Origin of the sequence: Alistipes onderdonkii, from assembly GCF_025145285.1 — a bacterium.
Classification (GTDB): Bacteria; Bacteroidota; Bacteroidia; order Bacteroidales; family Rikenellaceae; genus Alistipes; species Alistipes onderdonkii.
The window spans coordinates 1,578,076-1,605,032 of sequence record NZ_CP102251.1; the positions used below are offsets into that span (position 1 = coordinate 1,578,076).

24 protein-coding genes and 1 tRNA gene are annotated in these 26,957 nt (G+C 52.9%); 20 read left to right on the plus strand and 5 right to left on the minus strand.

What is annotated here, in order from left to right; genetic code table 11:
- The first annotated feature begins 712 nt into the window (after nt 1-712).
- From NQ559_RS06525 to NQ559_RS06545, 5 genes are all read left to right on the plus strand, one after another.
- A complete protein-coding gene (locus tag NQ559_RS06525) occupies nt 713-886 on the plus strand; it encodes a hypothetical protein (RefSeq protein ID WP_169342433.1) in 174 nt (57 codons plus the stop codon).
- A 36-nt stretch (nt 887-922) separates the two neighbouring features.
- Entirely contained in the window at nt 923-1,069 is a 147-nt protein-coding gene (gene mobC / locus NQ559_RS06530; protein WP_018695616.1) for a plasmid mobilization relaxosome protein MobC, read from the plus strand.
- Nucleotides 1,059-2,150 (plus strand): relaxase/mobilization nuclease domain-containing protein, encoded by a 1,092-nt coding sequence (locus NQ559_RS06535; protein WP_018695615.1) that lies wholly within the window; start codon nt 1,059-1,061, stop codon nt 2,148-2,150. The genes mobC and NQ559_RS06535 overlap by 11 nt, the downstream gene beginning before the upstream one ends.
- Nucleotides 2,151-2,153: 3 nt before the next feature.
- Nucleotides 2,154-2,669 (plus strand): hypothetical protein, encoded by a 516-nt coding sequence (locus NQ559_RS06540; RefSeq protein WP_015546154.1) that lies wholly within the window; start codon nt 2,154-2,156, stop codon nt 2,667-2,669.
- Nucleotides 2,670-2,762: 93 nt separating this feature from the next.
- Nucleotides 2,763-2,972, plus strand: a complete 210-nt coding sequence (locus NQ559_RS06545; RefSeq protein ID WP_015546155.1) for a hypothetical protein — start codon at nt 2,763-2,765, stop codon at nt 2,970-2,972.
- 72 nt (nt 2,973-3,044) lie between these two features.
- Here NQ559_RS06545 and NQ559_RS06550 read toward each other — a convergent pair whose 3' ends face one another.
- Entirely contained in the window at nt 3,045-3,950 is a 906-nt protein-coding gene (locus NQ559_RS06550; protein WP_018695614.1) for a hypothetical protein, read from the minus strand.
- Between the two features lie 492 nt (nt 3,951-4,442).
- On the opposite strand from NQ559_RS06550, the gene tcmP reads away from it, so the two are divergent.
- Together tcmP and NQ559_RS06560 are read left to right on the plus strand one after the other, a co-directional pair.
- Nucleotides 4,443-5,576, plus strand: a complete 1,134-nt coding sequence (gene tcmP / locus NQ559_RS06555; protein ID WP_083923834.1) for a three-Cys-motif partner protein TcmP — start codon at nt 4,443-4,445, stop codon at nt 5,574-5,576.
- The gene (locus NQ559_RS06560) at nt 5,573-6,310 is read left to right on the plus strand and encodes a phage Gp37/Gp68 family protein (protein ID WP_026318314.1); all 738 of its coding nucleotides are present in this window, start codon (nt 5,573-5,575) and stop codon (nt 6,308-6,310) included. Before tcmP ends, NQ559_RS06560 begins: the two co-directional genes overlap by 4 nt.
- A gap of 88 nt (nt 6,311-6,398) precedes the next feature.
- On the opposite strand, the gene NQ559_RS06565 is transcribed toward NQ559_RS06560, so the two are convergent.
- Nucleotides 6,399-6,469 (minus strand) — tRNA-Cys (locus NQ559_RS06565).
- Between the two features lie 218 nt (nt 6,470-6,687).
- Between NQ559_RS06565 and dprA the strand changes: the two genes are divergently transcribed.
- From dprA to NQ559_RS06600, 7 genes are all read left to right on the plus strand, one after another.
- Nucleotides 6,688-7,791, plus strand: coding sequence for a DNA-processing protein DprA (dprA, locus tag NQ559_RS06570; protein ID WP_018695610.1), 1,104 nt, complete (start codon nt 6,688-6,690; stop codon nt 7,789-7,791).
- Complete coding sequence (locus tag NQ559_RS06575) at nt 7,788-8,597, plus strand: TatD family hydrolase (RefSeq protein ID WP_018695609.1); 810 nt, start codon at nt 7,788-7,790, stop codon at nt 8,595-8,597. Before dprA ends, NQ559_RS06575 begins: the two co-directional genes overlap by 4 nt.
- Before the next feature lie 17 nt (nt 8,598-8,614).
- Nucleotides 8,615-9,643, plus strand: coding sequence for an asparaginase (locus NQ559_RS06580; RefSeq protein WP_018695608.1), 1,029 nt, complete (start codon nt 8,615-8,617; stop codon nt 9,641-9,643).
- A 366-nt stretch (nt 9,644-10,009) separates the two neighbouring features.
- Nucleotides 10,010-10,747: a MotA/TolQ/ExbB proton channel family protein gene (locus NQ559_RS06585; RefSeq protein ID WP_018695607.1), complete on the plus strand. Its 738-nt coding sequence runs from the start codon at nt 10,010-10,012 to the stop codon at nt 10,745-10,747.
- Between the two features lie 32 nt (nt 10,748-10,779).
- On the plus strand, nt 10,780-11,199 hold the full coding sequence (locus NQ559_RS06590; protein WP_018695606.1) for a hypothetical protein: 420 nt from the start codon (nt 10,780-10,782) through the stop codon (nt 11,197-11,199).
- A gap of 9 nt (nt 11,200-11,208) precedes the next feature.
- A complete protein-coding gene (locus tag NQ559_RS06595) occupies nt 11,209-11,814 on the plus strand; it encodes an ExbD/TolR family protein (protein WP_022332235.1) in 606 nt (201 codons plus the stop codon).
- Nucleotides 11,815-11,817: 3 nt separating this feature from the next.
- Entirely contained in the window at nt 11,818-12,288 is a 471-nt protein-coding gene (locus NQ559_RS06600) for an ExbD/TolR family protein (protein WP_022332234.1), read from the plus strand.
- A gap of 210 nt (nt 12,289-12,498) precedes the next feature.
- Here NQ559_RS06600 and rnhB read toward each other — a convergent pair whose 3' ends face one another.
- A complete protein-coding gene (gene rnhB / locus NQ559_RS06605; protein WP_018695602.1) occupies nt 12,499-13,098 on the minus strand; it encodes a ribonuclease HII in 600 nt (199 codons plus the stop codon).
- 69 nt (nt 13,099-13,167) lie between these two features.
- On the opposite strand from rnhB, the gene NQ559_RS06610 reads away from it, so the two are divergent.
- The 6 genes from NQ559_RS06610 (at nt 13,168) to NQ559_RS06640 (ending at nt 22,668) form a co-directional block, all read left to right on the plus strand.
- A complete protein-coding gene (locus tag NQ559_RS06610; RefSeq protein WP_018695601.1) occupies nt 13,168-14,166 on the plus strand; it encodes a hypothetical protein in 999 nt (332 codons plus the stop codon).
- 149 nt (nt 14,167-14,315) lie between these two features.
- Nucleotides 14,316-15,233 (plus strand): helix-turn-helix domain-containing protein, encoded by a 918-nt coding sequence (locus tag NQ559_RS06615; RefSeq protein ID WP_018695600.1) that lies wholly within the window; start codon nt 14,316-14,318, stop codon nt 15,231-15,233.
- Between the two features lie 468 nt (nt 15,234-15,701).
- A complete protein-coding gene (gene lipA, locus NQ559_RS06620; protein ID WP_018695598.1) occupies nt 15,702-16,583 on the plus strand; it encodes a lipoyl synthase in 882 nt (293 codons plus the stop codon).
- 332 nt (nt 16,584-16,915) lie between these two features.
- Nucleotides 16,916-17,653 (plus strand): lipoyl(octanoyl) transferase LipB, encoded by a 738-nt coding sequence (lipB, locus tag NQ559_RS16085; protein ID WP_373873354.1) that lies wholly within the window; start codon nt 16,916-16,918, stop codon nt 17,651-17,653.
- Nucleotides 17,654-17,661: 8 nt separating this feature from the next.
- Nucleotides 17,662-19,428, plus strand: coding sequence for a single-stranded-DNA-specific exonuclease RecJ (gene recJ, locus NQ559_RS06635; RefSeq protein ID WP_022332229.1), 1,767 nt, complete (start codon nt 17,662-17,664; stop codon nt 19,426-19,428).
- Between the two features lie 90 nt (nt 19,429-19,518).
- Nucleotides 19,519-22,668 carry an ATP-binding protein gene (locus NQ559_RS06640; protein ID WP_018695595.1) on the plus strand — a complete coding sequence of 1,050 codons (3,150 nt, stop codon included), beginning with the start codon at nt 19,519-19,521 and terminating at the stop codon, nt 22,666-22,668.
- A gap of 1,434 nt (nt 22,669-24,102) precedes the next feature.
- Here the strand turns inward: NQ559_RS06640 and NQ559_RS06645 are convergent.
- Nucleotides 24,103-25,818: a sensor histidine kinase gene (locus tag NQ559_RS06645; RefSeq protein WP_026318313.1), complete on the minus strand. Its 1,716-nt coding sequence runs from the start codon at nt 25,816-25,818 to the stop codon at nt 24,103-24,105.
- 3 nt (nt 25,819-25,821) lie between these two features.
- Nucleotides 25,822-26,952 carry a sensor protein KdpD gene (locus tag NQ559_RS06650; RefSeq protein ID WP_018695593.1) on the minus strand — a complete coding sequence of 377 codons (1,131 nt, stop codon included), beginning with the start codon at nt 26,950-26,952 and terminating at the stop codon, nt 25,822-25,824.
- Nucleotides 26,953-26,957: the final 5 nt, after the last annotated feature.

Consider the following 26,957-nt stretch of genomic DNA (forward strand, 5'->3'; position numbering starts at 1 on the left):
ACGCAAAATCTTTACACGTTCCATTTGATATGTAAAGAAAACCGGATTTTCTTTACACTTATCAACAACGTATAAACATTTTTGACAAATCTTAATAGATCAAAAGTACCCGACCTGCCGGGTACTTTTTTAAGGGTGCAATTGAGTGCCATTCGACGCACATTTAACGCCTTGACACCCGAACATTTGGAAGTGAAATAATTATCACTATATTTGCCACCCCGAACCTATTGTCCGGGGCAATCATTAATCTATTTATGATATGGTAAAAGAACAATTTATCTTGAACGGTCTGACCGTCGAAAGACTTTCCGAAATGATCCGGGAAGCCGTACACGAGGAAATGCAACAGATGCAGGTTCCGGTTTGAAGAGAACAGAACGAGCGCTATCTCTCCCGTAAAGAAGTTGCGACGCTTCTGAAAATCTCCCTTGTTACACTCACGTCCTGAATTAATCGCGGTAAAATCAAGGCCCATAAAATCGGTGGGCGCGTCCTGTTCCGCGAATGCGACATAAAAGAATCTGTCGCACAAATCACCCCAATCAAACCACCAAAACGGTAACTGCGTATGCTCGATAGCACGACGCAGGAATTGTCGTATGCCTATCAGAAAGAGGAAAGGCAAGTTTGTGTTTTCGTAAACGAAAACGAGGCTTGCTCCCGCTGGTCGGCGCGTCATCCCGGTGGTCTAATCATTAAGATTCCAAGTATGAAAAGAACCTTTAACAAGGGCGGGCGTCCGGTGTTGGAAGCCGCCCAAAGACAGAAGTACATCGTCAGCGCAAGGCTCGACAGCGAACACTATTTCCGGCTGAAGAAGTTAGCCCGCACATCGGGCTACCGTCCGTCCGAGATTATCCGGCAGCTTATCGGGCGCGGGTGAGTGCGTGAGCGAATGCGTCCGGAACATCTGAATTATATGGCGCAGTTGAAAGGCATTGCCCGTAACCTCAATCAACTTACCCGCTCGGCCAATGCCGGCGGGTTTGCGGCGGTAATTGTGTCCCACGCGGCAATCATTACCGAGATCGAGGACTTTCTAAAACAGGTGCGCCATGATCGGTAAGATTATCGCCGGATCGTCGTTCGGTGCAACGGTCAGCTATGTAATGAAAGAGCAGTCGCGGATATTGGGTTTTGAGGGTATTGAGCCGCCGGGCGTGCAGGATATGGTACGCGATTTCAAAGACCAGACGCTATTGAATCCCCGGATCAAAAACGCAGTCGGACATATATCGTTACCCTTCTCTCCGAAAGATGCTGACCGACTGACCGACCCGGCTATGGCGCAGATTGCACGGGAGTATATGGAGCGCATGGGGATTCGGAACACACTGTTTCTAATCGTCCGGCACATGGATCAGGCGCATCCGCATTGTCATATCGTCTACAACCGGGTCGGAAACGACGGGCAGACCATATCGGACAAGAATATCAAAATCCGGAACGGCAAGGTTTGCAAGGAGCTTACAGCCAAGTATGGTTTATACTATCCGAAAGGCAAAGAGCAGGTACGGCGCGAACGGTTGCGCGAGCCGGACAAGACCAAGTACGCCATTTACGATGCCGTACGGGATTGTCTGCCCCGATGCAAGTCGTGGGGCGATCTGGAGGCGCGATTGCAGAAGCAAGGTATTACGACCACATTCAAGTATTGCGGAGATACCGACCGCAAACAGGGTGTGCTGTTCTCCAAGAACGGCTACACCTTTTCCGGCTCGAAGATCGACCGGGCTTTCAGCTTCTCCAAGTTAGACCGTCACTTCTCACAGGCGCAGCGGATCGTTCCGCCCGTCGCACAGCCCTGCTATTCGGCGCAGGCGGTCGGGAATTTATCGGCAGCAGTTAGCCATTACCGTTCGGCGTTCGCCGGGTTGTTCGGCAGTCGCAGTAATTCGGGCGAATCCCTCGATTTGGGCGGCTTCGGCGTGGCGGGCGGTATAATTTTACCACCGGGCGGGTATTGCGGCTCAATCGCCCCGGAACAGATGCAGCGGAGGATCGGGGAATCCCACGAGGAACACATTGCCCGCATTACGGCCCTGATCCGGCAGGCGACCGAAGCGATGCTGATCGAACAGGCCGAGCGAAGCCGCAGAATCCGGGAACAACAAACTAAAAAACGTCAAATTAAAATACATCGTTAAAGTATGGCAGAGGAAAAAACCGTCGCATTGGATTGCGACCAATACGAAGATTTCAAGGAAGAATTTATCAAGGCTTTCAAGGCCGAGATTGCAAAGCTACAGAGCGGCGGCGACAATACAGCCCTGATGCAGCGGATCGACGAGATAGCCCGAGTGCAGAATCTTTCGGCGGAGCAGATCACCAATTTTATCAACCGCATCGGGCAGATCGACATTAAACCCGTGGTCGAGGTACAGCCGCCCGACATGACGGACGTAAACAGGGCTTTCGGAAAGATCAACGTCAGCACGGAGATACTCGCCGAAGCGATGAAGCGGATAAATGCCGAGGTAAAGGGTGCATTAAGCGACGAGAAGATCAAAAAGGCAGTACAGCTGTTCGTAAGCCGCGAGGTGGAGAAATACAAAGAGATATTAGACGGTCATTGGTCACGTATAAACAGTACGTTAGATCATTTGCTGCATCGGATTCCCTACAATTACGACATCAACAAACGGTTAGTTCGGGCGTGTGTATGACTGGCTCTGACTGCCGGGCTATCCGTTGTGGGAAATATTTGGCAGGCCGTGAACAATCGGCAATACCGCAAGAATGATTGGAAATACCGATATATGCAGGCTGTCTGGCACGGAGAAATGCAACTCATTACCGACCTCGACCGGGTGTTCGAACAAGGCGAGGATAAGAACATCGACGTGGTGAAAAGAGAGGTCAGGCAGTATGAAAAAGAGATCAAGAAACGCGGCGCGGCAGTCGTAAACCAAGAGCGGACAAAGGCCGAAAAAGAGAAAACGCAGAAAACAAAGGCCAAGAAAAAGTAGGATGACAGAAAAGGGGCTTGCGGGATCGTCAATGATCCTGCAAGTCCCCTTTTCGTTCGGATGATTGGCCGTTTATTGCCGTTCGCTCAATTCTTTATATAGCTCCAGCCGCAGGCCGCACAGGTTTTCGATAATCCCGCCCGCTTTGCGGACGCGCTCCATATGTATCTCCAACTTTTGCGGTGCGATGTCGAACCGAATGCCATAGGGAGCCTTCATCAGAAAACTCTTCAGACGCGGCAGCGTGAAGATGTTTTCGATATGGGTGTCGTCGAAAGCAAGCATCAACTTCGTGGAAAGCGTCCGCATCCGGTCGTGCATGATGACTGGATCGTGGCTGTCGAACTCCAGACCGTGATAGACGTAGTAAAGCGTGTGATAGAAATAGACCATTGCCTGCGCCGAGAACTGCGCGGCCAGACGCATATTACGGCTCTCGCTGAAAGCGTCCTGCGCCTGTTCAAGCAGTTCATTGCCCTGCGTTCGGAACGTGTCGAAATGGAATTTAGCGTCGGCATACGCCTTGGCGAAGTCGATCGGGTGCTTCGGACGCTGAAAATGGTAACTGTCGCTACAATACAGCAACTCGCCTTCGGCATGGGCAAAGAAGAGGAACGGCGTTGAGTTCGATTCGACATAGCTCAACGTCATGATGTAAAGATTGATGTAGGTAATCTTCCGGCAGCTATAGGGCACTTTGTAACGCAGGATGCGTTTGGTCTGAATCCAATCGTATTCCGGGGTTTCACGAACGACCATCAGCAGGTCATAAGCCATTGCGTCGCTATGCGGCGTGCCGCCGACCAATTTACCGAACAATAGGATATATTCGGGATCGAAATAGCCGTCTGTCAGGCATTGGACGATCCGGGCGGCCTCGGCAGGATCGTAAAGTCGTTCGGCGGGCTGTTCGAGTTCGAGGGCGAGGGCGATGCGTTGTGCAGGGTTTTCCTGCACGGGGTTTTGATTCGTTTCCATGTGATTGATTGTTAGAATTTAGACATAGTAAGGGCTGTCCTTATCGCAGGTTTTCGGCAATAAAGAGAATAATAACTTGGTTAGCAATTATTTGCTAATCCGGCGGGTGGAAATGGAAACGAATCGAGAGGTTGCACGGCGGGAACCGCCTGCGGCTGGCCTTACGGCGTGTCTGTACCAGAGTACGGACATGATGCATTGTTCGCATAAATATAAAAATATGCGCAGCTGCGAACAATACATCACCCTTTTACAAGCTCAGCAAAGTGCCGTTCGCGGGTCGCTAAACCCCAACGGCTCTGCGCATACCTTTAATATGGTTGCTTTGCTGGCTACCACGTAAAAGAATTTTATAACATATTGTTCGCAGGGGCAAAGATAAGAATATTTTACAATAATAATTTAAAAAGCCTATCTTTGTGGATTACTTGTGCTGTTTAAATACATATTGAAGATTATCCCACCAATTTCTAAATCCATCAGAATAACTACATGGCAAAAGATATCAACAAATCAGAATTTACCGAGGAAACCAAGTTGAAATTAGATATATTTCGAGAGTGTTTCCGCGAATGGTATCCTGTCTTTCTTCACAATCCATATATTAAACGATTGTTTATATATGATATGTTTGCTGGAAGTGGCAAGGATTCTATCGGAAATTTGGGTTCGCCATTGATTCTGTTGCAAGAAGCAATAGGGGAAGAACAGCAACATTGTGAATATTTAAGGAAAAGTAAAACTCCGATTGTCTTATTTGGTTTTAATGAGAAAGACGAAAAAAAGATGTCGGAGCTTAAAAGTCATGTTGAAACAGAAATTGCAGAATGTAAAAGTCGCTGTCAATATGAAGATTGCGTATTTGAGAAATCATTCTTTTATAAACATGCTGATTTTCAGGAATTAATTAAAAATCCCAAGTTGCAAAGCGCTCTAAATAATAAACAATATGGTAAATTTGTGTTATTAGATCAGTATGGATTTAAACAAATTACTGATGACGTTTTTTTGCGATTAGTAAATGCCCCAAAAACCGATTTTATCTTCTTTATTGCATCTTCATTCATAAAGAGATTCAAAGAACTCCCAGCTGTAACTGCATATTTCAAGAAAGAAAATATTTCTTTTGATGAAACAATGCCAAAAGAGTGTCATCGTGTAATAACTAACTATTTTAGAGCCTTATTGCCCTCTGATAAAGAGTATTATTTACATAGTTTTACTATTCAGAAAGGGAAAAATTACTATGGCCTGATTTTCGGTTCAAACCATTCACTTGGTATGGAAAAGTTTTTACGAGTTTGTTGGCGACAAGATGCATTTGCGGGGGAGTCTAATTGCAATATTAATAATGACTTTCAAGCTGGGGAATTATTCCATGTTCCAGGGGTTTCGAACAAAAAACAAAAAGTTTCTGACGAAATCATGAAACGAATTTTATCTCAACAAATAACCTCTAACATAGACGGTCTAAAATATGCGCTTCGATGTGGTTGTGAACCTAAAATATATGTTGAAGTAATAGATAAGCTAAGGAGATATAATCAAGTTACAATCGACGGAGTATTTAATAGGACAGCTGCAAACATCCATAATGCAAAGCCATATAATATTGTAATTTTATGAGAACAACCAAAATAGAGTGGACCGAAAGGACGTGGAATCCGGTAACTGGTTGTACAAAGATATCTGCCGGCTGTGAACATTGTTATGCTGAAACAATGTCTCGCAGATTGTGCGCAATGGGCAATTCTAAATATACGAATGGGTTTCAATCTACAATGCATCCTGAGGACTTAATTGAGCCAATGAGGTGGAAAAAGCCATCAACGATTTTCGTATGCTCTATGAGCGATCTTTTTCATCCAGATGTTCCATTTGATTTCATCGATAAAGTATTCGGAGTTATTCGGAATACACCACAGCATAATTACCAAATCTTAACCAAACGGGCCGAACGGATGGCCGAATATTTTTCAACTCGTATTATTCCGCGTAATGCATGGATTGGAGTGACGGTTGAAGCTATAAAAACAAAAAATCGCATAGATTATATACGAAACCTAAAAGCCCCTGTTCGATTCATTTCTTGCGAACCACTACTCGAAGATTTAGGCGAATTAAATCTTAATGGTATAAATTGGATTATTGTCGGAGGAGAAAGCGGAGTACAGGCACGCCCCATGAAAGAAGAATGGGTTTTGAATATCAAGCGACAAGCCGAAGTGAATCACATTCCATTTTTCTTTAAACAATGGGGAACGTGGAGTTCTGATGGAGTTAAAAGCAATAAAAAAGTTAATGGAAAACTATTGCAAGGGATGGTTATTCAGAATATGCCAACAATAAAAAAGGTATAACCCTTACATTCATTTTTAGTTGCCGTACAAATACCGTACAAACTAAAAACAAAACGCCGTTGTAGATTACTACAACGGCGTTTTAGTGAGGTCTGAAGCGGATTCGAACCGCTGTACAAGGTTTTGCAGACCTTTGCCTAGCCACTCGGCCATCAGACCATATGTTCCCCGACAGGTTCCTGTTCGGCTTTCATTTCGTAACTACAAGTCCGTTGCTTCCGGATTGCATGCCGCGCCGGAAACATCCGGTTTATTTTCAGGCGCATCGGGAGTGCAAATATACAAACATTTCTAAAATCTGCAAAACTTCGACCCAACTTTGCGCTATTTCCCAAAAATATTTACCTTTACAAGATAATAAACGACATTTTGCGGTTATGACCATCGAGGATATCGCCTTGCAGATGACCCCGGGCATCGGCGTGAAAGGCGCCGTGCACCTGCTCGGAATATTCGGCGACGCACGGGGCATTTTCGCGGCGGCACCCGAGGAGCTGGCTATGAAAGCCGCCTTGCGGGAAGACATTATCCGGAATATCGTCCACCGCAAAGGCTTCGCCGCCGCAGAAAAGGAACTCGGCTACTGCCGCCGCAATTCGATCGCCGCGATCGCTTCGACCGACCCCGAATTCCCGGCATTGCTGCGTGAAATACCCGATTATCCCCATGTACTATACCTGAAAGGCAACGCCGCCGCCCTCTCGGCACGCTGCGTCGCGATGGTCGGCACCCGCCGGGCAACGCCCTACGGGCAGACGATGTGCAACAGGCTGGTGGAGGGGCTCGCAGCACAGGTTCCGGGGCTCTGCATCGTGAGCGGGCTGGCGTTCGGCATCGACGTCGCGGCACACCGGGCAGCCCTGGCCGCAGGGGTACGAACCGTCGCGGTACTGGCGAACCCGCTCCCCGGCGTCATGCCGGCACAACACACGGCCGTGGCGCGCGACATCCTCGACCACGGCGGGGCACTGGTCACGGAGCTCCACTCGCAGACGCGGCAGAACGGCACGGCATACCTGGCCCGCAACCGGATCATCGCAGGGCTGGGTGCCGGCTGCGTGGTCGTAGAGTCGCCCGACAGCGGCGGGTCGCTCGCCACGGCGCATTGCGCCGACAGCTACGACCGTTCGGTAATGGCCGTACCGGGACGCGCCACGGACGGCATGTCGTCGGGGACGAACCACCTGATCCGCAACCGCAAAGCGCAACTCGTGATGACCGCCGACGATATTGTCCGCGAACTGATGTGGGATCTCGGCCCGGAACCGGCAGCATTCCGGGAAAAACCGTCCACACCGGAGCTTACGCCCGACGAAGCTGGGTTGCTGGGCTGTTTCCGCACGGACGACCCGCTGGCGGTGGAAACGCTCGCGGAGCTGAGCGGACTGGATCCGGGTGAACTGGCTGCCCTGCTCGTAGGGCTGGAACTGGCGGGAGCCGTACGGCAACTGCCCGGCAACCGATATATGAAAACACGATGAAACTGACGGATACACATTCACACCTGTACGATACGGCGTTCGACGCCGACCGCGAAGAGACACTGGCCCGCGCCGCGGCGGCGGGCGTGGAACACCTGCTGCTCCCGGGCATAGACTCCGAAAGCCACGGGGCGCTGTTCGACCTCTGCCGCCGCCACCCGGGGCAATGCGTCCCGATGATGGGACTGCACCCCACCTCGGTGAACGACAACCCGCACTGGCGCGAGGAGCTGGCGCTCGCCGAACGTTACCTCACGGCCCCGCCCGAGGGCATCGCACGTTTCTGCGCCGTGGGCGAGATCGGGCTGGACTACTACTGGAGCGGCGAGTTCGTCGCCGAACAGGTCGAGGCTTTCGTTTCGCAATGCCGCCTGGCCGCACGGCTCGGCCTTCCGGTGGCGATCCACACCCGTGCGGCATGGGACGACATGTGCCGGATCATCGGGGAGGAAGCGACGGCCGCGGCGGAGGCCGGGCGGAGGCTGCGGGGCGTGTTCCACGCCTTTTCGGAGGATGCCGTCACCTACCGGAAACTGAAAGCCTGCGGCGATTTCGCCTTCGGAATCGGCGGCGTGGTGACTTTCAGGAAGAGCAAGCTGGCCGATACGGTGCGTGAAATGGAACTGGACGACATCGTACTCGAAACCGACTGCCCGTACCTGACACCCGCGCCCCACCGCGGCGAGCGCAACGAGTCGGCCTATGTGCGGTTCGTGTGCGAGAAAGTCGCGGAACTGAAGGGGCTGCCCCCCGGCGAAGTGGCGGCCGCAACGACGGCGAACGCCAAACGTATTTTCGGAATATAACACCATAAGACCATACGATGAAATCTTCGATCCTGATCATCTATACGGGCGGTACCATCGGCATGAAGAACGATGCCGAAACCGGCGCCCTGGTGCCTTTCGACTTCAGCGGCATCTACGATGAATTCCCTTCGCTCAAGCGGCTCAACGTGGACATCGACGTGCTGACGATGGATCCCGTGATCGACTCGTCGAACGTCACCCCGGCAAACTGGGCGGCGCTGGCCGAGTTGATACGCGACAACTACACCCGCTACGACGGGTTCGTCGTACTGCACGGCACGGATACCATGTCCTACACCGCTTCGGCATTGAGTTTCATGCTCGAAAACCTGGCCAAGCCCGTGGTTTTCACCGGCAGCCAGATCCCGATCGGCGTGCTGCGCACGGACGGCCGCGAAAACCTCATCACGGCCATCGAGATCGCGGGGGCGCACATCGGCGGACGCCCCGAGGTACCCGAAGTGTCGCTCTATTTCCAGAACCGGCTGTTCCGCGCCAACCGTACCACCAAGCGCAGCGCCGAGGCGCTGAGCGCCTTCCGTTCCTACAACTACCCGCCCCTGGCCGAGGTGGGGGTCAACATCGCCTATAACCTCGCGGCGATCCTCCACCCGACGGAAATCTCGCCGGAACTGCGCATCGCCACCCGCCTGGCCGACGGAATCGAAGTCATCAAGCTTTTCCCGGGGCTGGGCGAAAATATCCTGCGGGCGATGCTCTCGGCACCGGGGCTGCGGGCCGTGGTGCTGGAGACATTCGGCGCGGGCAACGCCCCGACCAACGAATGGTTCATCCGCGTACTGAAAGAGGCGATCGACCGCGGGGTCATCATCCTCAACATCACGCAGTGCGGCGGGGGCAAGGTTTCGATGGAACTTTACGAAACCGGGCTGAGGCTGCAGAAGATCGGCGTCCTGTGCGGCCACGACATGACCACCGAGGCGGCCGTCACAAAGCTGATGTACGTGCTCGGACTGGGGCTTTCCGACGAACAGACCCGCGCATTGTTGCGGCGCCCTCTGCGAGGCGAATTTACAGCCTAAGACGTTGCACGGAACGATTTTTTTTTCTATATTTCGCACTGCTAACGTACCTTATCGGGTCGTCCATTGGGGGCGGCAGGAGGGGGAATAGGGGGACAACCCACTGGAAAACAAACGATTGGACTGATTCAGAATGAAATTTCCGGAATTCGCCCATACGTGCGGAACCGGCAGGGGAAAGCCATGGATCGGGGTAAAAAGACGCCGTGAGTATCCGGAAAGGATAAAAAAAATATTTTTTTAGGATTTTTTTAATCCCGGGAGAATTGACGAAATACGATGGAAAGCGGAAGAACGTATTGTGAAATACCTAAAAACACAACAATAAAAAACAACTAACAAATTTAATTTTATCTAATCACAACTATGAAAAAACTTTTTTTGATTCTGTCAGTGGCCCTGTTCGCATTGGGTACTGTTAACGCTTTCGCGCAGGAGGCTGCCGCAGCTGCCGAAACCCAACTCGCCGGCGATAGCCTGCACCGCGTGATGATGCAGAAGTTCCTCGAGGGTGGTTGGGCATGGATGCTCCCGATCCTTATCTTCCTGATTATCGGTCTGGCCGTTGCCATCGAGCGTATCCTCTATCTCTCGCTGTCGACGATCAACTCGAAGAAACTCATCACCAAGGTTGAAGAAGCCCTGAAGAACGGCGGCATCGAAGCTGCCAAGGAAGTTTGCCGCAACACGCGCGGCCCGATCGCTTCGATCTACTACCAGGGTCTCGACCGTTACGATCAGGGTCTGGATTCGGTCGAGAAGGCTGTCGTTTCCTACGGTTCGGTTCAGACCGGCCAGATGGAGTCGGGCCTGACGTGGATCGGCCTGTTCATCGCCCTTTCGCCTATGTTGGGCTTCATGGGTACCGTTGTCGGCATGATCGCGGCGTTCGACGCCATCCAGGCTGCCGGCGATATCAGCCCGACCCTCGTTGCAGGCGGTATCAAGGTCGCCCTTCTGACGACCCTCATGGGTCTTATCGCTGCGGTTATTCTTCAGCTGTTCTACAACTATATCGTTTCGAAGATCGACTCGCTGGTAAACGATATGGAGGATTCGTCCATCACGCTGATGGATATCCTGACGGCTTACAGCAAGAAATAATCCCAACGATTTAAAAAGAGTTAAAGGCAATTATGAAAAAGATTTTAAATATCATATTGGGTATTCTGCTGGCCGTGATGGCGGTACTGGGAATATACGCAATTGCTACGGGTGGCTCCGAGGCGGCTATCAGCCTGAACCTCATCTGGTGCTATTTCCTGCTGGCTCTTGCGGTGTTCACAGCTATCTTCTGCGCGGTCTTCGGCATGATCCAGAACCCAGCGGGAATCAAGGGCACGATTATTTCGCTCGCGCTGATCATCGTGATCGTGGGCGTGGCTTACTTCGTGGCTTCGGGACATGACATCCAGATCCCCGACCTCGCCAACGGCGGGTTTTTCTCCCAAGGTGAAACCGTCCTGACCGACACCAGCATCCTGGTAACGTACGTTGCCCTGGTCGCTGCGTTCGTGACGGCTATCGCAACCGAAATTTACGGCGCTTTCAAATAACAACGAACAATGGCAGGAAATAAAAGACAAATACAGGAGATCAACGCCGGCTCAATGGCCGACATCGCCTTCCTGCTGCTGATTTTCTTCCTTGTGGCCACAACGATGAATGTCGACACCGGTCTGGTGCGTATGCTTCCGCCGATGCCCCCCGAGAACCAAAAGCAGGAGGACATCAAGGTCAAGGAGCGCAACCTCTTCCTGGTGCTCATCTCGGGCAGCGGCAACATCATGGCCGGGCCCTCGGGCAAACAGGAGATCATCGACCTGAGACAACTCAAGGACAAGACGAAGGAATTCATCCTCAACCCGATGGACGACGAGAACCTCCCGGAGAAAACCGAAAAGGAAATCGAGTTGGCCGACGGCAGCAAGTGGGTATATCCCGAAAGCCAGGGCGTTGTTTCGTTACAGACCACCCGTGATACGGGCTATCAGTCCTACATCATGGTGCAGAACGAACTCACACGCGCTTTCAACGAGGTACGTGACGAAGTCGCCATGAAGAAATTCGGAGCAAAATTCTCGGAGCTTTCCGAGGATCAGCGCAATGCAGTATCCAAAGCAGTACCTCTGAAGATTTCGGAGGCCGAACCGCGTAATATAAAGAAGTAAGTTATGGCAGTAATGAAAAAGAAGGGCAATAAAGGTTTGCCCCCTATCTCGACAGCATCGCTTCCTGACGTGATCTTCATGATCCTCTTCTTCTTCATGGTGTCGACCACCATGCGCGACCAGGAACTGCTCGTGAGGTACAAACTCCCCGAGGCAACCGAAGTGCAAAAGCTCGAGAAGAAATCGCTCGTAAGCTACATCCACATCGGACAGCCTTCGCTGGTGATGCAGGCCAAATTCGGCACTGCACCCCGTATCCAGCTGAACGACTCGTACAAAACGACCAAGGATATTTTGGATTTCGTAGCCGCAGAGCGCGATAAGCTCAGCGAGGCCGACCGTGCCTCGATGACGATCTGCCTCAAGGCCGACCAGACAACCAAGATGGGTATCGTAACCGACGTGAAGCAGGAACTTCGCCGTGCCAATGCACTGAAGGTCTCCTACGCCGCTTCCAAGTCGCTGGGATACTAAATCCCGAGTCATATCGAAAAAGGGCTGAAGTCGGACTTCAGCCCTTTTTTATGTGCCATACCGATAGTTATACGGCCTCCAGCATCTTCAAACGTATGCCCGCCACTGCAAGGCGGCAGGGTAAATTCGGGCCGGGGATTTAAACACGGGAGATGATCGTATCCGATCACCACGGGATTTCCCGGCAACACGCGGAAAGACAATCCCCGCTCAGAATTGCAACTCCAACTGGCCGATCCCGTGGCTGAACGACAGGCGGTGGTGGGGCGTAAGTCCGTATTCACGGATTGCGAGCCGATGCTCGCGGGTCGGGTACCCCTTGTTCTTTTTCCAGCCATACTGCGGGTATTCCTCCGCGAGGCGCAACATGTACTCGTCCCGATGGGTTTTGGCCAGCACCGAAGCTGCGGCGATGTCGGCATATTTGCCGTCACCCTTGACCACGCAACGGTAGGGTAATTCAAGACGTGTCCGGAAACGGTTGCCGTCGATCGCAAGGAATTCGGGCGGCGGATCGAGGCGGGCGACAGCCAGCGACATTCCCTCGAACGAAGCGTTCAGGATGTTGATCTCGTCGATCCGGGCTGCGGAAACGGCCTCGACGGCCCAGGCCACGGCTTCACGCTCGATGATCAGGCGGAGCCTGTCCCGGTTCCGCTCGGTCATCTGCTTCGAATCGTTGAGCAACGGGTCGTGAAAATCGGGCGGAAGGATCACCGCAGCGGCGAACACCGGCCCGGCCAGACACCCCCGGCCGGCCTCGTCGCAACCGGCCTCCCGAAACTCGTATTGGTATTGGTTTTCTAACATCGTACCACAAAGTTAGGTAATATTCCGGCTTTTTTCGCTAATTTTGCCTGAGGAAAAAAGCCTTCCGACATGAAATTCGACATCGCCCGGCAGCCGCTCGTACCGGCCTTCATGACCCTCTTCGCACTCGCCGTCGCAGCCATGTGTGCAGGAATCCCCGTGCCCGATACCGAAACCAGTGGAGCGGTGCGCGAAGCGCTCCCGCTTCTGGGCGGCCAACTCGCCCGGTTTCAGGCGGCATATCCGGTATGGTCGAAGTTTGCCGCCGGGTTCATGCTGCTCTTCGCCGGAATGTGTACGGGACGGATTTCGATCCGCTACAACCTCTATACGGTGGGCACCTGCCTCCCGATTCCCCTCTATGCCATCGTCGCCTGCGGGATCGCAACAGGCGGGAATTATCTCGCAGGATTCGCAGCGTCGATGCTGCTCGCACTGGCAACGAAAAATTACTGCCGCGCCTTCTGCAACGGGTACGGGTTCGACGCCATCTTCCGTGCCTCGCTCTACCTGGGGCTGATGCCGCTGATATATGCCCCCGCACTGCCGCTGTTGCTGCTCCTGCCGTTGGCCGTACTGCTTTTCCGGCGTACCTTCCGGGAGGTCGTGGTAGCAACGGCCGGACTGCTGCTGCCGATCTTCACGGCCTGCTATGTCAGCTGGGGCAGCGGGGCGGAATTTACGGCTCCACTGGTCACAGTGGGGCAGTCGGCCATCGAAGGTATGCCGCTGCAACTCTTCCTGGATATTCCCCTCCCCGCACTCGTCATGGCAGGCGGGATCGTACTGCTCGACCTGACGGCGCTTTTCTTTTTCCTGGCCGACATCTATGCCGCCGGCACCAAACCCCGCTTTATCCTCTTTTATAACATAGGTATACTGGTATTGGCCCTGACATTGCTATGCAGCCCCGCCGCAACACCCGAAGCATTCGCCCTGCTCGCTGTCCCGTCGGCCATACTGATCCCGGTATTTTTCGTCCGCATCCACAGGGGAATGGCATTGCCCGTATACCTGATTTTTCTGGCGGCAGCCTTCGCCGGAATATTTTTACAATATTATATTTAGTCATTATTATGGCATCTTTAGGCTTATTTGCCTTATTGTGCCTTTTTAGACTATTCATTATTTTATAAAATAAATATTAAATTGTATTTTTGAAATGAGCAATCGGTGACGCAACTCGTTGTTCAAAAAAACTTAAAATACGATTTGGTATGAAGAATTCATTAAATTCGTCGGCCCAGCAGCCGATGATTGTGAAGTACGTTGAGGCCCTTCACAACGGAATCCAGTCTCAGGCGCTTTCGCGCTACGCAATCGGCTACATCCTCCGTGGCACGAAATATATTTACGACGGGGATAAGCGCCAGACCCTCACGCGCGGAGACGTATTCTACCTCGGCATCGGGCACCACTATATCGAGAACTTCCCGGAAAACGGGCAGCCCTTCGAACAAGTGCTCTTTTATTATACGCCGGCAGACCTCCAGCGGATACTGCTACACCTGAACATCACCTACGGGCTGAACATTTCGAACGAACATTCGTGCGAAAACTGCCGCAACCGTTCGCATGTCTCGATGCCCGCCTGGAATTCGATCCGCAACTTTTTCGTCAATACCAACAACTACCTGCGCGACGAGGATTTCCACCGCGACGAGACGGCCGAGAACATCAAGATGACCGAATTGATCTACCTCATCGCCTCGCACGAAGACTGCTGCCTGAAGAGCAAACTGCTCAGCAACGTCGATGCAGCCAAGGAGAATTTCGAACAGATCGTCTACGACCACATCTTCAAGGATATTTCGATCGAAGAACTCTCGAAGTTGACGAACCGTTCGCTCACCTCGTTCAAAAAGGAATTCCGGCGCCATTTCATGATGCCGCCGCACAAATGGTACATCCGCCAGCGCCTGATGCATTCGCGCCTGCTGCTGATCTCGACTTCGAAGTCAATTTCGGAAATCGGCAATGCCTGTACATTCCCCAACACGTCGCACTTTATTAAACTTTTCAAAAAGGAGTACCAGATGACGCCAGCCGCTTACCGGAACCGCCACATCACTTCGCTCGCTCCCGAGGCGCAGCCCGCCGCTAAGGAAACCGAGGAAATCCGCGAGGCGTTATAGTTCGCAACTTACAAAACCGTTAGTATTTTAAAAATTTTAATTATAATTTAACAGATTTTTTTCGGTTAGGTTAAAAAAATGTTACAAAAGATTTGGAAGATTGTGATTTTCCATTTATCTTTGTATAACAAAACGTGGGATTCTCCCACTCTCATTAACCTAACTAACCTAACCAGAGGGGTTTGCTACTGCCAGGCAGCAAACCCCTTTCTCTGTCCGGAAAAGCCACCCGACAGCATCCGATATTGAATAATTGCGGTTTTCAGGGCCGCATTTTTTATTTTTTTAATTGGATGCCACGCAGGCCGCCGCAGGCGCTCCCCCGGAAACAGCCCGAAAACAGCCCGGAGAAGGCAAACCCGCGAAGAGGCATACCAGAGGCGGGGTGCCGAAAGAAAATAGGGCATTCATAGGAATTATCAATTATTTTTTCGTATTTTTGCATCAATTGGAAAATAATGAACTTAAATGCCGAAGTTTTATGACAAGGTAGATGTACTGAAAAAACCAGGATGGTTGAAGATCCGGCTCCACCGCACCCCGGAATATGCCGAGGTACAGCAAATAGTCGACAAACATGCGTTGCATACGATTTGCAGCAGCGGCATGTGTCCGAACAAGGCCGAATGCTGGAGCCGCAGAACCGCAACCTTCATGATCCTGGGAGACATCTGCACCCGAGGCTGCCGCTTCTGTGCAACGAAAACAGGACACCCCCTTGCCCCCGACGCCGAGGAACCCCGACGGGTCGCCGAAAGCGTCGCACTGATGAAACTGAGGTATGTCGTCGTTACTTCTGTGACGCGTGACGACCTGCCGGACGGCGGTGCCGCACACTGGGCCCAAACCGTCCGCGCCATCCGCACACAGAATCCCGACGCCGTAATTGAGCTCCTTATTCCCGATCTCGACGCACAGCCCGCCCCGCTGGACGTGGTCGTCGCGTCGAAGCCCGATATAATCGGGCACAACATCGAAACCGTCGAGCGGCTGACCCCGGTGGTGCGTTCCAAGGCAAAGTACCGTACGAGCCTGGAAACCCTGCGCTACCTGAGCGCACAGGGTGTCGCAACGAAAAGCGGACTGATGGTCGGACTTGGCGAGAGCGATGATGAAGTATTACAAACCCTGCACGACCTGCGCGACGCAGGCGTGGGGATCGTAACACTCGGTCAGTACCTTCGTCCCACTCTGGAGCACTACCCCGTTGCGGCGTATATCACTCCTGAAAAATTCGAATGGTACAGACTGAAAGCGCTGGAAATGGGCTTCAGCTACTGCGCGAGCGCACCCTTAGTCCGCTCGTCGTACATGGCGGAAGAGGCCCTGAAGAGCGTCAAAAGTTTGTAGCGATGGATGCTTCCTGCCGGGATCTCGGACTGATGGACTACAAAACCTGCTGGGAATTGCAGCAGGGACTGTTCGATGCTCTGGTAGCCCGCAAGGCAGCCTGCAAGGGCGCAACGAAACAGGCGGCGGCAATCCCGGCGGCATACGCCGGCACCGCGGAAGCAGATCAGGCATCCGCGCGGGAGCCGGCACAGCGATCGGCAGAGGCAATGCCCAGCAAGGCGGGAACGCAATCCGGCAAAGGGTCGGAATCCCCAACAGGCGGCGTATCCGCAGCAGAGGGCGTCGAACCGTCAGGCGCCACCGGAGAAGGCTCCGCCAGCGCAGGCACGATCCTTTTGGTGGAACACCCGCCGGTATACACACTCGGCAAAAGCGGCCATGCCGAAAATCTGCTGATAGGCCGCGAAGCGCTCGAAGCGATGGGCGCACAGTTCTTTCACATCGACAGAGGGGGCGACATCACCTTCCACGGCCCGGGGCAGCTGGTCTGCTATCCGATCCTCGACCTCGAACGCCTGGGCATCGGGCTGAGGGACTACATCGGGGCACTGGAAGAGGCCGTCATCCGCACCGTGGCGGCATACGGCATCACGGCCGGCCGCATGGCAGGCGCCTCGGGGGTCTGGATCGGCCCCGGAATCGGCGGGGAAACAGGGAGCCGGACAACCGGCTGCCGCGGAGATAACGGCGGCAACTGTAACATCGGCGGTAAAAGCGACGGCGGCAAAAGCGGCGACAGCGGCGAAAACCGCAACGAGGCCGGAATCTGCGACAGCGGCAGAACCTGCGATAGCGAAATCGGCGTCGGGAACCGGGCATCCGCAAGGGTGCCGCGCAAGATTTGCGCAATAGGTGTCCGGTCGTCACGTTATATCACCATGCACGGGTTCGCGCTGAACGTCACGACCGACCTGGGGTGGTTCACGCGCATCAATCCCTGCGGGTTTACCGACCGGGGGGTAACCTCGATCGAACGGGAAACGGGCCGCAAGGCCGCAATGGGCGAAGTAAAGGAGCTCGTTGTCAAATTTTTAAGTGAGATATTAAATGTTAGAATATATAAATAGTAAATCGTATGCCTATAGAAAAACGATGGGTAGTGAAACCGCAGGGCGATTCCGAGGCGGTGGCGAAGCTCGCTGCCGTGCTCAGGATTTCTCCCGTGCTGGCGAACCTGCTCGTACAGAGAGGCATAGACACCGTAGAAAAGGCGGACAAGTTCTTTAAACCCAGTCTCGCCGACCTCCACGACCCGTTCCTGATGAAGGACATGGACAAGGCGGTCGAGCGGGTCGAGCGGGCCGTTCGTAACAATGAGAAAATCATGGTTTACGGCGACTACGACGTGGACGGCTGTACGGCCGTTGCACTGGTGTACAAGTTCCTGCGCCAGATCGGGCATAAAAACCTGATGTTCTACATCCCCGACCGCTATACCGAAGGTTACGGTATCTCGGTCAAGGGTATCGACCTGGCAGCCCGCAAGGGCGTGGGTCTTATCATCGCCTTGGACTGCGGTATCAAAGCCACGGAAAAGGTAGTCTATGCAAAGACGAAGGGCGTGGATTTCATCATCTGCGACCATCACCTCCCGGCCGAGGAAATTCCCCGTGCCGTAGCTGTCCTGGATCCCAAGCGGGTCGATTGTTCCTATCCGTTCGACGAATTGTCGGGCTGCGGCGTAGGCTTCAAGCTCGTGCAGGCCTATGCGCAGAAAAACCGGATCCCGTTCGAACAGATCAGCCCGCTGTTAGACCTGCTGGTCGTGAGCATCGCTTCGGATATCGTACCCTTGGTGGGCGAAAACCGTATCCTTGCCCATTTCGGGTTGAAAGACCTCAACCGCGAACCGTCGAAAGGATTGCTGTCGATCATCAAGATCTGCGGCCTGGACAAGCACAACATCACCATCGACGACATCGTCTTCAAGATCGGGCCGCGTATCAACGCCGCCGGACGTATGCGGATGGACGAGAACGACGAAAACGCCTCGCCCTCGGGCGGGCATGCGGCCGTCGAGTTGCTGATCGAAGGCAACGAAAGCATCGCCGCGGAGTTCGGGAACGTCATCGACGCCTACAACCAGGATCGCAAGTCGATCGACCGTTCGGTGACACAGGAAGCGCACGATTTTATCGAGCGCAACCCCGCAATGAAAGAGCTGAAGAGCACGGTGATCTACAATCCCAAGTGGATGAAGGGCATCGTGGGAATCGTCGCCTCGCGCCTGATCGAGACCTATTACCGGCCGACAGTAGTGCTGACGATGAGCAACGGCTTCGTGACGGGGTCGGCACGCTCGGTACCGGGCTTCGACCTTTACCAGGCCGTGGAGTCGTGCTCGGATCTGCTGGAGAACTTCGGCGGGCATATGTATGCCGCCGGGCTGACGATGCGACCCGAGAACGTCGAGGAATTCACGCGCAGGTTCAACGCCTATGTCGAGGAGAACATCGACCCGCAGATGCTTATGCCGCAGGTGGATATCGACAGCGAACTGCTCTTCTCGGACATCACCCCCGCGTTCCGCAAAGACCTCAACCGCTTCCAGCCTTTCGGCCCGGGCAATACGGCGCCGGTCTTCGCGACCTACGGCGTAAGCAACCACGGCGATGCCAAACTGGTCGGCGTGGAGTGCGAACACCTGCGCATGGATCTGATCCAGCGGCAGAAACCCAACACGAAGATCCAGTCGATCGCCTTCCAGCAACCCACGCATTACGAATGGGTGCGCTCGGGACGCCCGATCGACGTATGTTACCAGATCGTAGAGAACCATTACCGGGGGACGGTTACCACCCAACTCCGCATCAAGGACATCAAACCGGTCATGAACCGATAACTTTACATAAGAAGGGAGGGGGCTGTCTTCCGGCAGCCCCCTCCCGCTATTTTTGCGTCATACACTACTACCTTGCGTCCCTTTTTCCCCATGAACATGCCGACCACCCGGCCCGGCCTCCGGTTCCGGCCCCTCGTATGGGCCCTGCTTTTAGGCTGCATTTTAACATACCCCTTCTCACCGGCCGTCAGCAGACCTCCCGGTGACAAACGCGATTATATACTGGTAATCAACACCTATGCGGAATCGACCCCGTGGAGCAGAGGTATCATCGCAGACATCACGGCACACGTCGAACAGATCGAGAACCTGGAACTCTACACCGAACATATGACCCTGCTGTTGGTGGATTCCCCCGAGGACATCAGGACATTCGAGGCGAATCTCCTGCGCGAATACGGCAAAAAACCTCCCCAGGCCCTGGTGCTGATCGGAACCCCGGCTGCCCTGTTGCGCAACTTCATCAACAGCATATGGCAAGATATCCCGACCATCGTATGTGCCGAACAGGATTTCATCGGGCCGGATAAATACTACCTCAAAAGGCAGCCCATCCCCGCATCGGAACAGGTTCCCCTCCGGGCGCTGGCAGACCAGGACAATCTGACCCTGCTTTATTCGCCGGCCTATCTCGACCAAAGCATCGACCTGATGAAGCGCATACTGCCCGGCATGGACAGGCTCGTATTCATAGACGACGCACGCTACGTCAATCGGCAAACGGAACACGACCTCGCGGAGCTGCTCGGCTCGAAATACCCCGGCATGAAATACACGGTTTATTCGGCCGACAAGATCGGGATCGACCAACTGCTCGATTCGCTGAGTACGATCGATGTAAAACAGACCGGCGTACTCTTCTCCTCGTGGCATTACCTGAAGAACATGTCAGGGCGTAACGAAATTATGACCAACCCGTTCAAGGTCATCGCCAGTTCGTCCGTACCGTTGTTCTCGCTGCGCCCGACCGGACTCAAGAGCAGCGGCATGATCGGGGGTTACGTATACGGCGAGAACGAATATTCCGACCGGCTGATCGCCACCATAGATGCAGTGCTGGAGGGCAAGCAGCCGCGCGACATTCCCTTTTACACCCTGGCCGGTGCACAACCCGTCTTCAACTACCCGGTACTGCTCCGGCACAACATCTCCCCGAACGCCTGCCCGACGAATACCCTGTTTTTCGACAAACCGTCCTCGTTCATGGAGCGGTATAAAACCGAGATAGGTGTCTGCGGCAGCATATTCCTGTTATTCCTCATCTTCCAGCAATGGAGGATCGCCGTCCTGCGCAAGGTCGACGCAGCCCACCAGAAAGAAATGGAAACCCAGGCCAAATACTCGCACCTGTTCAACAACATGCCGATCCTGTACATGCAGGAACGGGTCGTATTCGACGCACAAGGGACGGCCATAGACACTGTTTATGTCGATGTAAACGCCCACTTCGAACGCTCCTTCTACCCCCTGGACGAAGTGGCGGGCAAATCCGGGTCGACGGTTTTCCCGGAGTCGATGCCCCAGTTCATGCCGATCATCGACATCGTACTGAAAGAAAAGCGGAGCGTTACCTTCCCCTATTACCACAAGCCGGTGAATATTTTCTACGAGGTCGTCATCTGCCCCTCGTACCAGCAGGATACGGTCGACATTTTCTGCATCGACAGCACGGCCCTGCACAACGCCCAGAAAAAGGTGGATTCGGTAAACCGAAAACTCGCATTGGCGCTCAACGTGGCCAACATCATCCCCTGGAAGTGGAATCTTACGAACCACACTATCCTGTGCGACCTCAACAAGGCGGCCAAGATGGCCGCCGGAATGTCGCTGGCAAACAACGCCTCGCTTGCGGTGGACGAGGAGTGCTACTTCTCGAAAGTCCACAAGGAAGACCGGGAACGCGTCCGCGCAGCTTACAGGAACCTGATCGAAGGGCATACGGAGAAGGTCTGCGAAGAGTTCCGCGTCGTATCCAACGAGAGCGGGCACTGGCACATGGAGTGGGTCGAGGCACAGGCCACGGTCGAAACCCGCGACTGCGATGGCAGGCCGCTGTCGCTGGTCGGGACATCGCTCGTGATCTCCGAACGCAAACAGATGGAGCAGGAGCTGCTCACCGCACGCGACCGTACCGAAGAGTCGAACCGCCTGAAATCGGCATTCCTGGCCAACATGAGCCACGAGATACGCACGCCGCTCAATGCCATCGTCGGGTTTTCGGGCATCCTTGCCTCGACGGACGAAGAGCAGGAAAAGCAGGAATACATGTCGATCATCGAAAGCAACAATACGTTGTTGCTGCAACTCATCAGCGATATCCTCGACCTTTCGAAGATCGAGGCCGGGACGCTCGAATTCGTCCATACGGATTTCGAACTGAACAAGCTGATGCGCGAGAAAGAGAACGTCATGAGGCTGAAAACCGACCAAAACGTGGAGCTGGTATTCGAACAGCGGTATGAAACCTGCCACGTCCGCACCGACCGCAACCGCCTTTCGCAGCTGATGATAAACCTGCTGACGAACGCCGCGAAATTCACGCACCGGGGATCGATCCGCTTCGGCTACGAACTCCGTGCCGGACAACTCTATTTCTGGGTTGCGGACACCGGCTGCGGTATCCCCGCCGAACGGAAGGACGCAGTCTTCGAGCGCTTCGTCAAACTCAACTCGTTCAAGCAGGGCACGGGGCTCGGGCTTTCCATCTGCCGGACGATCGTAGAGCATTTGGGAGGAAATATCGGTGTGGAATCGGAAGAGGGCAAAGGTTCGACCTTCTGGTTCACGCTTCCGTACGTCCCCGGCAAACAGGAACCAGCAAAGATCCCGGCACAGATGCTGCAGGCCGTCCCGACGGTCGAGAAGGACAAGCTCGTAATCCTCATCGCCGAGGACAACGAAAGCAATTACCGTCTTTTCGAGTCGATCCTGCGCCATGAATACAAGCTCGTACACGCCTGGAACGGCCGCGAAGCAGTCGATTTATTCAACCGGCACACACCGCACCTGGTGCTCATGGACATCAACATGCCCGTGATGGACGGCTACGAAGCCACGGCCGAGATCCGCAAACAATCGGCCGACGTGCCGATCATCGCCGTGACGGCTTTCGCCTTCGCATCCGACGAACAGAAGGTACTCTCGAGCGGATTCGACGGCTATATGCCCAAGCCGATCAACGCCCGGCAGCTCAAAACACAGGTACTCGACATGCTGCGCACGCGCATGACGCTGATTTAATTGAAAAAGGGAGCCCCTTATCGGGACTTCCTTTAAAAGGATGTAACAGCCTGAGAAATTGGGCTGTTACATTTTTTAGACGGGTCAAGGTGACGTTTTAACCAACGACAAAAGCCATGACCCGACATCATGGCTTTTGTGTTCGTACAAAATGACCTCAGACCAGGTAATCCCCTCGACAGGTCGGTTGCCGGTCTCAGAAAATTATCAACCACAGCATCCTCGGACTTAAAGCTTCAACCATTCCCGTTACAAGATTCCCCATCGGATATATATAGCCCTTTTTTACCGAATCCTGAAATACGACGATCCTCCTTCTCCCGGTGAGCTCTACAAACCGAGGGATACATATTGCGAAACCTGGAAAAGGTATCGCGCGAAATCTTAAAACGCACACAGATATCCATCTTCATCGAACATGCGGATAATCGCCGAACCTCTACACGCTCACGGCCGAAGCCGCAGCCTTCCGCGTGGGGTTCCGCAAGGTCGGGATCTGTCAGGCTGATATAGTCTTCTCATAGACCGATATAATCGTAACTCCCGTATCTTTTACTGTGATTTTTGCCATATTGTCGATGATTCTTGGAGTTTCAGCTACAAAGACAGTCGTAATTCATTGAATTATGCGCTTTAGGATGAACTATTTATGGCTGAAAATACTATGAGAAATTATCGGGCTGACAATCGGCAGATGATGGAAAACCCCGGTCGAATACGTATCGCTATAAATCTTTTTCAGGATAAAAACGGAACAACAAAGCGTTTTCTGTCCGTTATCTTCGTTCGGAAGACGATGGATTGCCCCTCCCGGAATTGCAATTAAATCGGATGGAATTTCATTATTTTATCGATCATTTCTTATATTTGTGTATTCGAGTTCGGCCGACGACTGCCCCGGATGCGGTTAAACAGATAAATAATACGACGGTAAATCGATATACGAAAAGACTGCGTGAAAGCTGGCTCGCAGTTTATTCGTCGTATATGTCCATGTAGTCGGCCGAAGAGACAATGTGCAACTCTTTCGGTGCGTTTGCACTCTAATAAACATCCTCGCTGAAATAACACGAATAACGGGGGTGCAATCCACGCCCGGGGTTGCAGTCCCAATCTATCAACTTCGAATAAGCAATTCGGTTTAGCGAATACGAGACAGTTTTATCGGCGCTTCCAGATCATCTCAAAGCCAATATTTCAGACTAACGAATCAATCATTATAAAATTAGTGAGTTTTATTTTCAATTCGAATAATGAGATAAAGGAAGCATCGGAGTTGAAATTACGCTACACCCCAATTATTAGGGGATTGAGTATATAGTCACCTTTTCAAATTCAGCCCTAAATTAAGACTCGATTTTGTATATAATGAAGAAGTTGTCCTTAGGACAACTTCTTCTCCAAACATATATATCAAAAACCTAACCGGATCGATCAGGCCGGCAACAGGATGGAAAAGCGGCTACCTTCATTAACTTGGCTTTCGACCGAGATCGTACCGCCGTGGGCTTCGACAAACTCCTTGGAGATGGCCAGCCCCAACCCGCTGCCCTGCACTTTGGTACCCGGCACGCGGAAATATCGCTCGAAAATGCTCTTATGGTAACGCGGGTCTATGCCACGGCCGAAGTCGCGCACATAGATTTCCACCGCCTTTTCGCGCTGTACGGCACCGACGATGACACGCGACTTTTCGGGTGAGTGGTGAATGGCGTTCGACAACAGGTTGGTGATGACCCACGCGATCTTTTCATTGTCGACGAAGAGTTTCGAGATTTTATCTGGATAATCGATCTCCACGAAACAATGGAATCGTTCTGCCAACACCTGTGTGGCATGTACGGCATAGTCGATCAGCTCGATAGGTTTTACGATCTTAGGTATGAGTTTGAGTTTGCCTGATTCGACCTGTGTCATGTTCAGCAGTTCTCCCGTAATGTTCAATAAACGGTCGCTGCTGTCCTTAATACTGCTTACGAGTTGCTTCTGTTCGTCATTGAGTTTCCCCAAACGGGTATCGTTCAGCAGTTGCAGGCTCATCAAGATCGAGGAGATCGGGGTTTTCATCTCGTGCGAGACTGTCGAAATAAAGTTTGTCTTGGCCGAATCCAACTCCTTATATTTCGTTACATTACTCAAGACGATCAGGTTCCCGATAAACTGCTGCTCCGTACCGCCCACAGGCGTAATGTAGAGCGGCGTGTTCTCCACTTGGAAATAGCTCTCTTTGTTGTCTGCGTATATCTTCAGCGGTTCTTTGTCGTTCTCTTTATTAGATTCGTAAAGGTCGCGGACAAGACGCCTCAGCAAATCATTCGAAAGCGCTACTTCGGCAGCATTACGCCCTAAAACATCCTCCCGAAGATTCAGTACCGAAAGTGCCTCACGGTTCATGAAAAGGAGTTTACGGTCAGGCCCCAACCCAACAATCGGTTCGTGCAACGTATTGACTATTGCCTCTATGCGCTTTTTGGCCGTCATCAGGTCATCGAGCGAACTGCGACGGTATTCGTCGAGTTTGGCGGCCATGTCGTTGAACGACTGCGCCACCTCCCCAAATTCCCGGTTGTCGCCGAAATCGAGCCTTTGATCGTAGTTATGGTTGGCGATCTGCGTGATCCCTTGTTTCAGCTTGTCGATAGGCCGCAGCACAATAGCCGGAAAACGAATTAGGAAAATCATGGCCAGCAAGGCGCAGAGTGCAGATACGATCGCTAAAGACCACATCGCATCCGTAGCACTTACAGCCGTATCGGAACTTTTCATGTGAATCGAAGCCATGTTCAGTTCCATAATGCGGTAAAGGTCGTCCCGGATGAGCTTGAGTTCGGAATCCGTTACACTGTCCGTCAGCGCCGTAATCTTGCTGTCCAGCGCCGCAGTGATCTCCCGTTCATTGACCTCGGTGATATTTTCCCGTTGGAGCGACAGGCTGCGAATAAGTGCTTTCCGGGAAGCGGAATCCTGGGAAATACGATCCAGCGACTGCAACATATCCTTGGCATAATGCAGAGAATTGTAGTTATCCGCGAGAATTTCTTTCGACGCCATCGAAAGATGACGAACGTAGCCGACGGATTGAACTCCCAGCAAGACAATCAATGCAAACAGGAAACCGATACCCAGTGTCAATCGATAACGCAGTTTCATAAATTATGATAAAATGGTTAAGTCAATATTTAAACGCGACAGGCGGTTCAACAAAAAACGCAATCGTATAGCCGTAATAATCAATGAGTAAAGAGAAAACTCCGGTTTACTGATACATACATTGCTAATCTTCCTGTCGATACACGCTTCGACAATTGCATCGATATGTTTATTCGAATGTACACGCATCACCTCTCCACCCAGCTCCTGGGCCAGATTGAAGTTATTGATCAGGTAACGCTGCCTTGCCAGCGGAATCCTGTCCGGAGCTTCGCGGTCGCTCTGAACGTAGAGAACCGTGAACCCGGCATTAAGGTGTGTAGCCATGCGTGCCGTCTTCCGAATGACCTTCCGAGCCCGCTTTTCACTGCTGTCGATCACTGCCAGGATGCGGCCGTGCAACTGTGCCGTATTGACGGTTATCTCATTTTCGACCTTCTTCTCCACGCGCAGCGCCACCTCTTTCAAGGCCAGTTCGCGCAGCTGGAGAATGTGCTCCTGCCGGAAAAAGTTATTCAGAGCTGTCTGTATTTTTTCGGGCTTATAGATCTTGCCCGCCTTCAGGCGATCGATTAGGTCTTCGGCCGTGAGGTCGATGTTCACCACTTCGTCGGCCATCGCCAGCACGCTGTCCGGCACGCGCTCGTGAACTTCGACGCCGGTGATCTCCTGCACTTGCTCGTTGAGGCTCTCGATATGCTGAATGTTGACCGCCGAAATGACGCTGATCCCCGCATCGAGAATCTGCATTACGTCCTGCCACCGCTTGGGGTTCTCACTTCCCTCGATATTGGTGTGAGCCAACTCGTCAACGACTACGATCTCGGGATGCAGGTTGATGATGCCCTGCGTATCCATCTCCTCGAGCTCCTTGCCTTTGTAAAAGAGCTTGCGGCGCGGAACGAGCGGAAGCCCTGCGACGAGGGCTTCCGTTTCCGCACGACCGTGCGTTTCAATGTATCCGATACGCACATCGACACCTGCATCGAGCAACTGGTGTGCCTCCTGCAACATCCGGTAGGTTTTGCCCACACCGGCGCTCATGCCGATATAGACCTTAAACTTGCCGCGATGCGACTCCTTGATCAAATTGAGAAAGTGCTCGGCACTTCGCCGGGTGTCATGTGTATCCATGGCAT

Coding starts and splice junctions, on each gene's coding strand:
- NQ559_RS06595 (WP_022332235.1), top strand. CDS start 11,209: ATGGCAGGAAATAAAAGACAAATACAGGAGATCAACGCCGGCTCAATG.
- NQ559_RS06525 (WP_169342433.1), top strand. CDS start 713: ATGAAAAGAACCTTTAACAAGGGCGGGCGTCCGGTGTTGGAAGCCGCC.
- recJ (WP_022332229.1), top strand. CDS start 17,662: ATGCCTATAGAAAAACGATGGGTAGTGAAACCGCAGGGCGATTCCGAG.
- NQ559_RS06645 (WP_026318313.1), bottom strand. CDS start 25,818: ATGAAACTGCGTTATCGATTGACACTGGGTATCGGTTTCCTGTTTGCA.
- NQ559_RS06590 (WP_018695606.1), top strand. CDS start 10,780: ATGAAAAAGATTTTAAATATCATATTGGGTATTCTGCTGGCCGTGATG.
- NQ559_RS06545 (WP_015546155.1), top strand. CDS start 2,763: ATGCAGGCTGTCTGGCACGGAGAAATGCAACTCATTACCGACCTCGAC.
- NQ559_RS06585 (WP_018695607.1), top strand. CDS start 10,010: ATGAAAAAACTTTTTTTGATTCTGTCAGTGGCCCTGTTCGCATTGGGT.
- NQ559_RS06615 (WP_018695600.1), top strand. CDS start 14,316: ATGAAGAATTCATTAAATTCGTCGGCCCAGCAGCCGATGATTGTGAAG.
- mobC (WP_018695616.1), top strand. CDS start 923: ATGGCGCAGTTGAAAGGCATTGCCCGTAACCTCAATCAACTTACCCGC.
- rnhB (WP_018695602.1), bottom strand. CDS start 13,098: ATGTTAGAAAACCAATACCAATACGAGTTTCGGGAGGCCGGTTGCGAC.
- dprA (WP_018695610.1), top strand. CDS start 6,688: ATGACCATCGAGGATATCGCCTTGCAGATGACCCCGGGCATCGGCGTG.
- NQ559_RS06600 (WP_022332234.1), top strand. CDS start 11,818: ATGGCAGTAATGAAAAAGAAGGGCAATAAAGGTTTGCCCCCTATCTCG.
- NQ559_RS06650 (WP_018695593.1), bottom strand. CDS start 26,952: ATGGATACACATGACACCCGGCGAAGTGCCGAGCACTTTCTCAATTTG.
- NQ559_RS06560 (WP_026318314.1), top strand. CDS start 5,573: ATGAGAACAACCAAAATAGAGTGGACCGAAAGGACGTGGAATCCGGTA.
- NQ559_RS06610 (WP_018695601.1), top strand. CDS start 13,168: ATGAAATTCGACATCGCCCGGCAGCCGCTCGTACCGGCCTTCATGACC.
- NQ559_RS06550 (WP_018695614.1), bottom strand. CDS start 3,950: ATGGAAACGAATCAAAACCCCGTGCAGGAAAACCCTGCACAACGCATC.
- lipA (WP_018695598.1), top strand. CDS start 15,702: ATGCCGAAGTTTTATGACAAGGTAGATGTACTGAAAAAACCAGGATGG.
- NQ559_RS06535 (WP_018695615.1), top strand. CDS start 1,059: ATGATCGGTAAGATTATCGCCGGATCGTCGTTCGGTGCAACGGTCAGC.
- NQ559_RS06540 (WP_015546154.1), top strand. CDS start 2,154: ATGGCAGAGGAAAAAACCGTCGCATTGGATTGCGACCAATACGAAGAT.
- NQ559_RS06575 (WP_018695609.1), top strand. CDS start 7,788: ATGAAACTGACGGATACACATTCACACCTGTACGATACGGCGTTCGAC.
- NQ559_RS06640 (WP_018695595.1), top strand. CDS start 19,519: ATGAACATGCCGACCACCCGGCCCGGCCTCCGGTTCCGGCCCCTCGTA.
- tcmP (WP_083923834.1), top strand. CDS start 4,443: ATGGCAAAAGATATCAACAAATCAGAATTTACCGAGGAAACCAAGTTG.
- NQ559_RS06580 (WP_018695608.1), top strand. CDS start 8,615: ATGAAATCTTCGATCCTGATCATCTATACGGGCGGTACCATCGGCATG.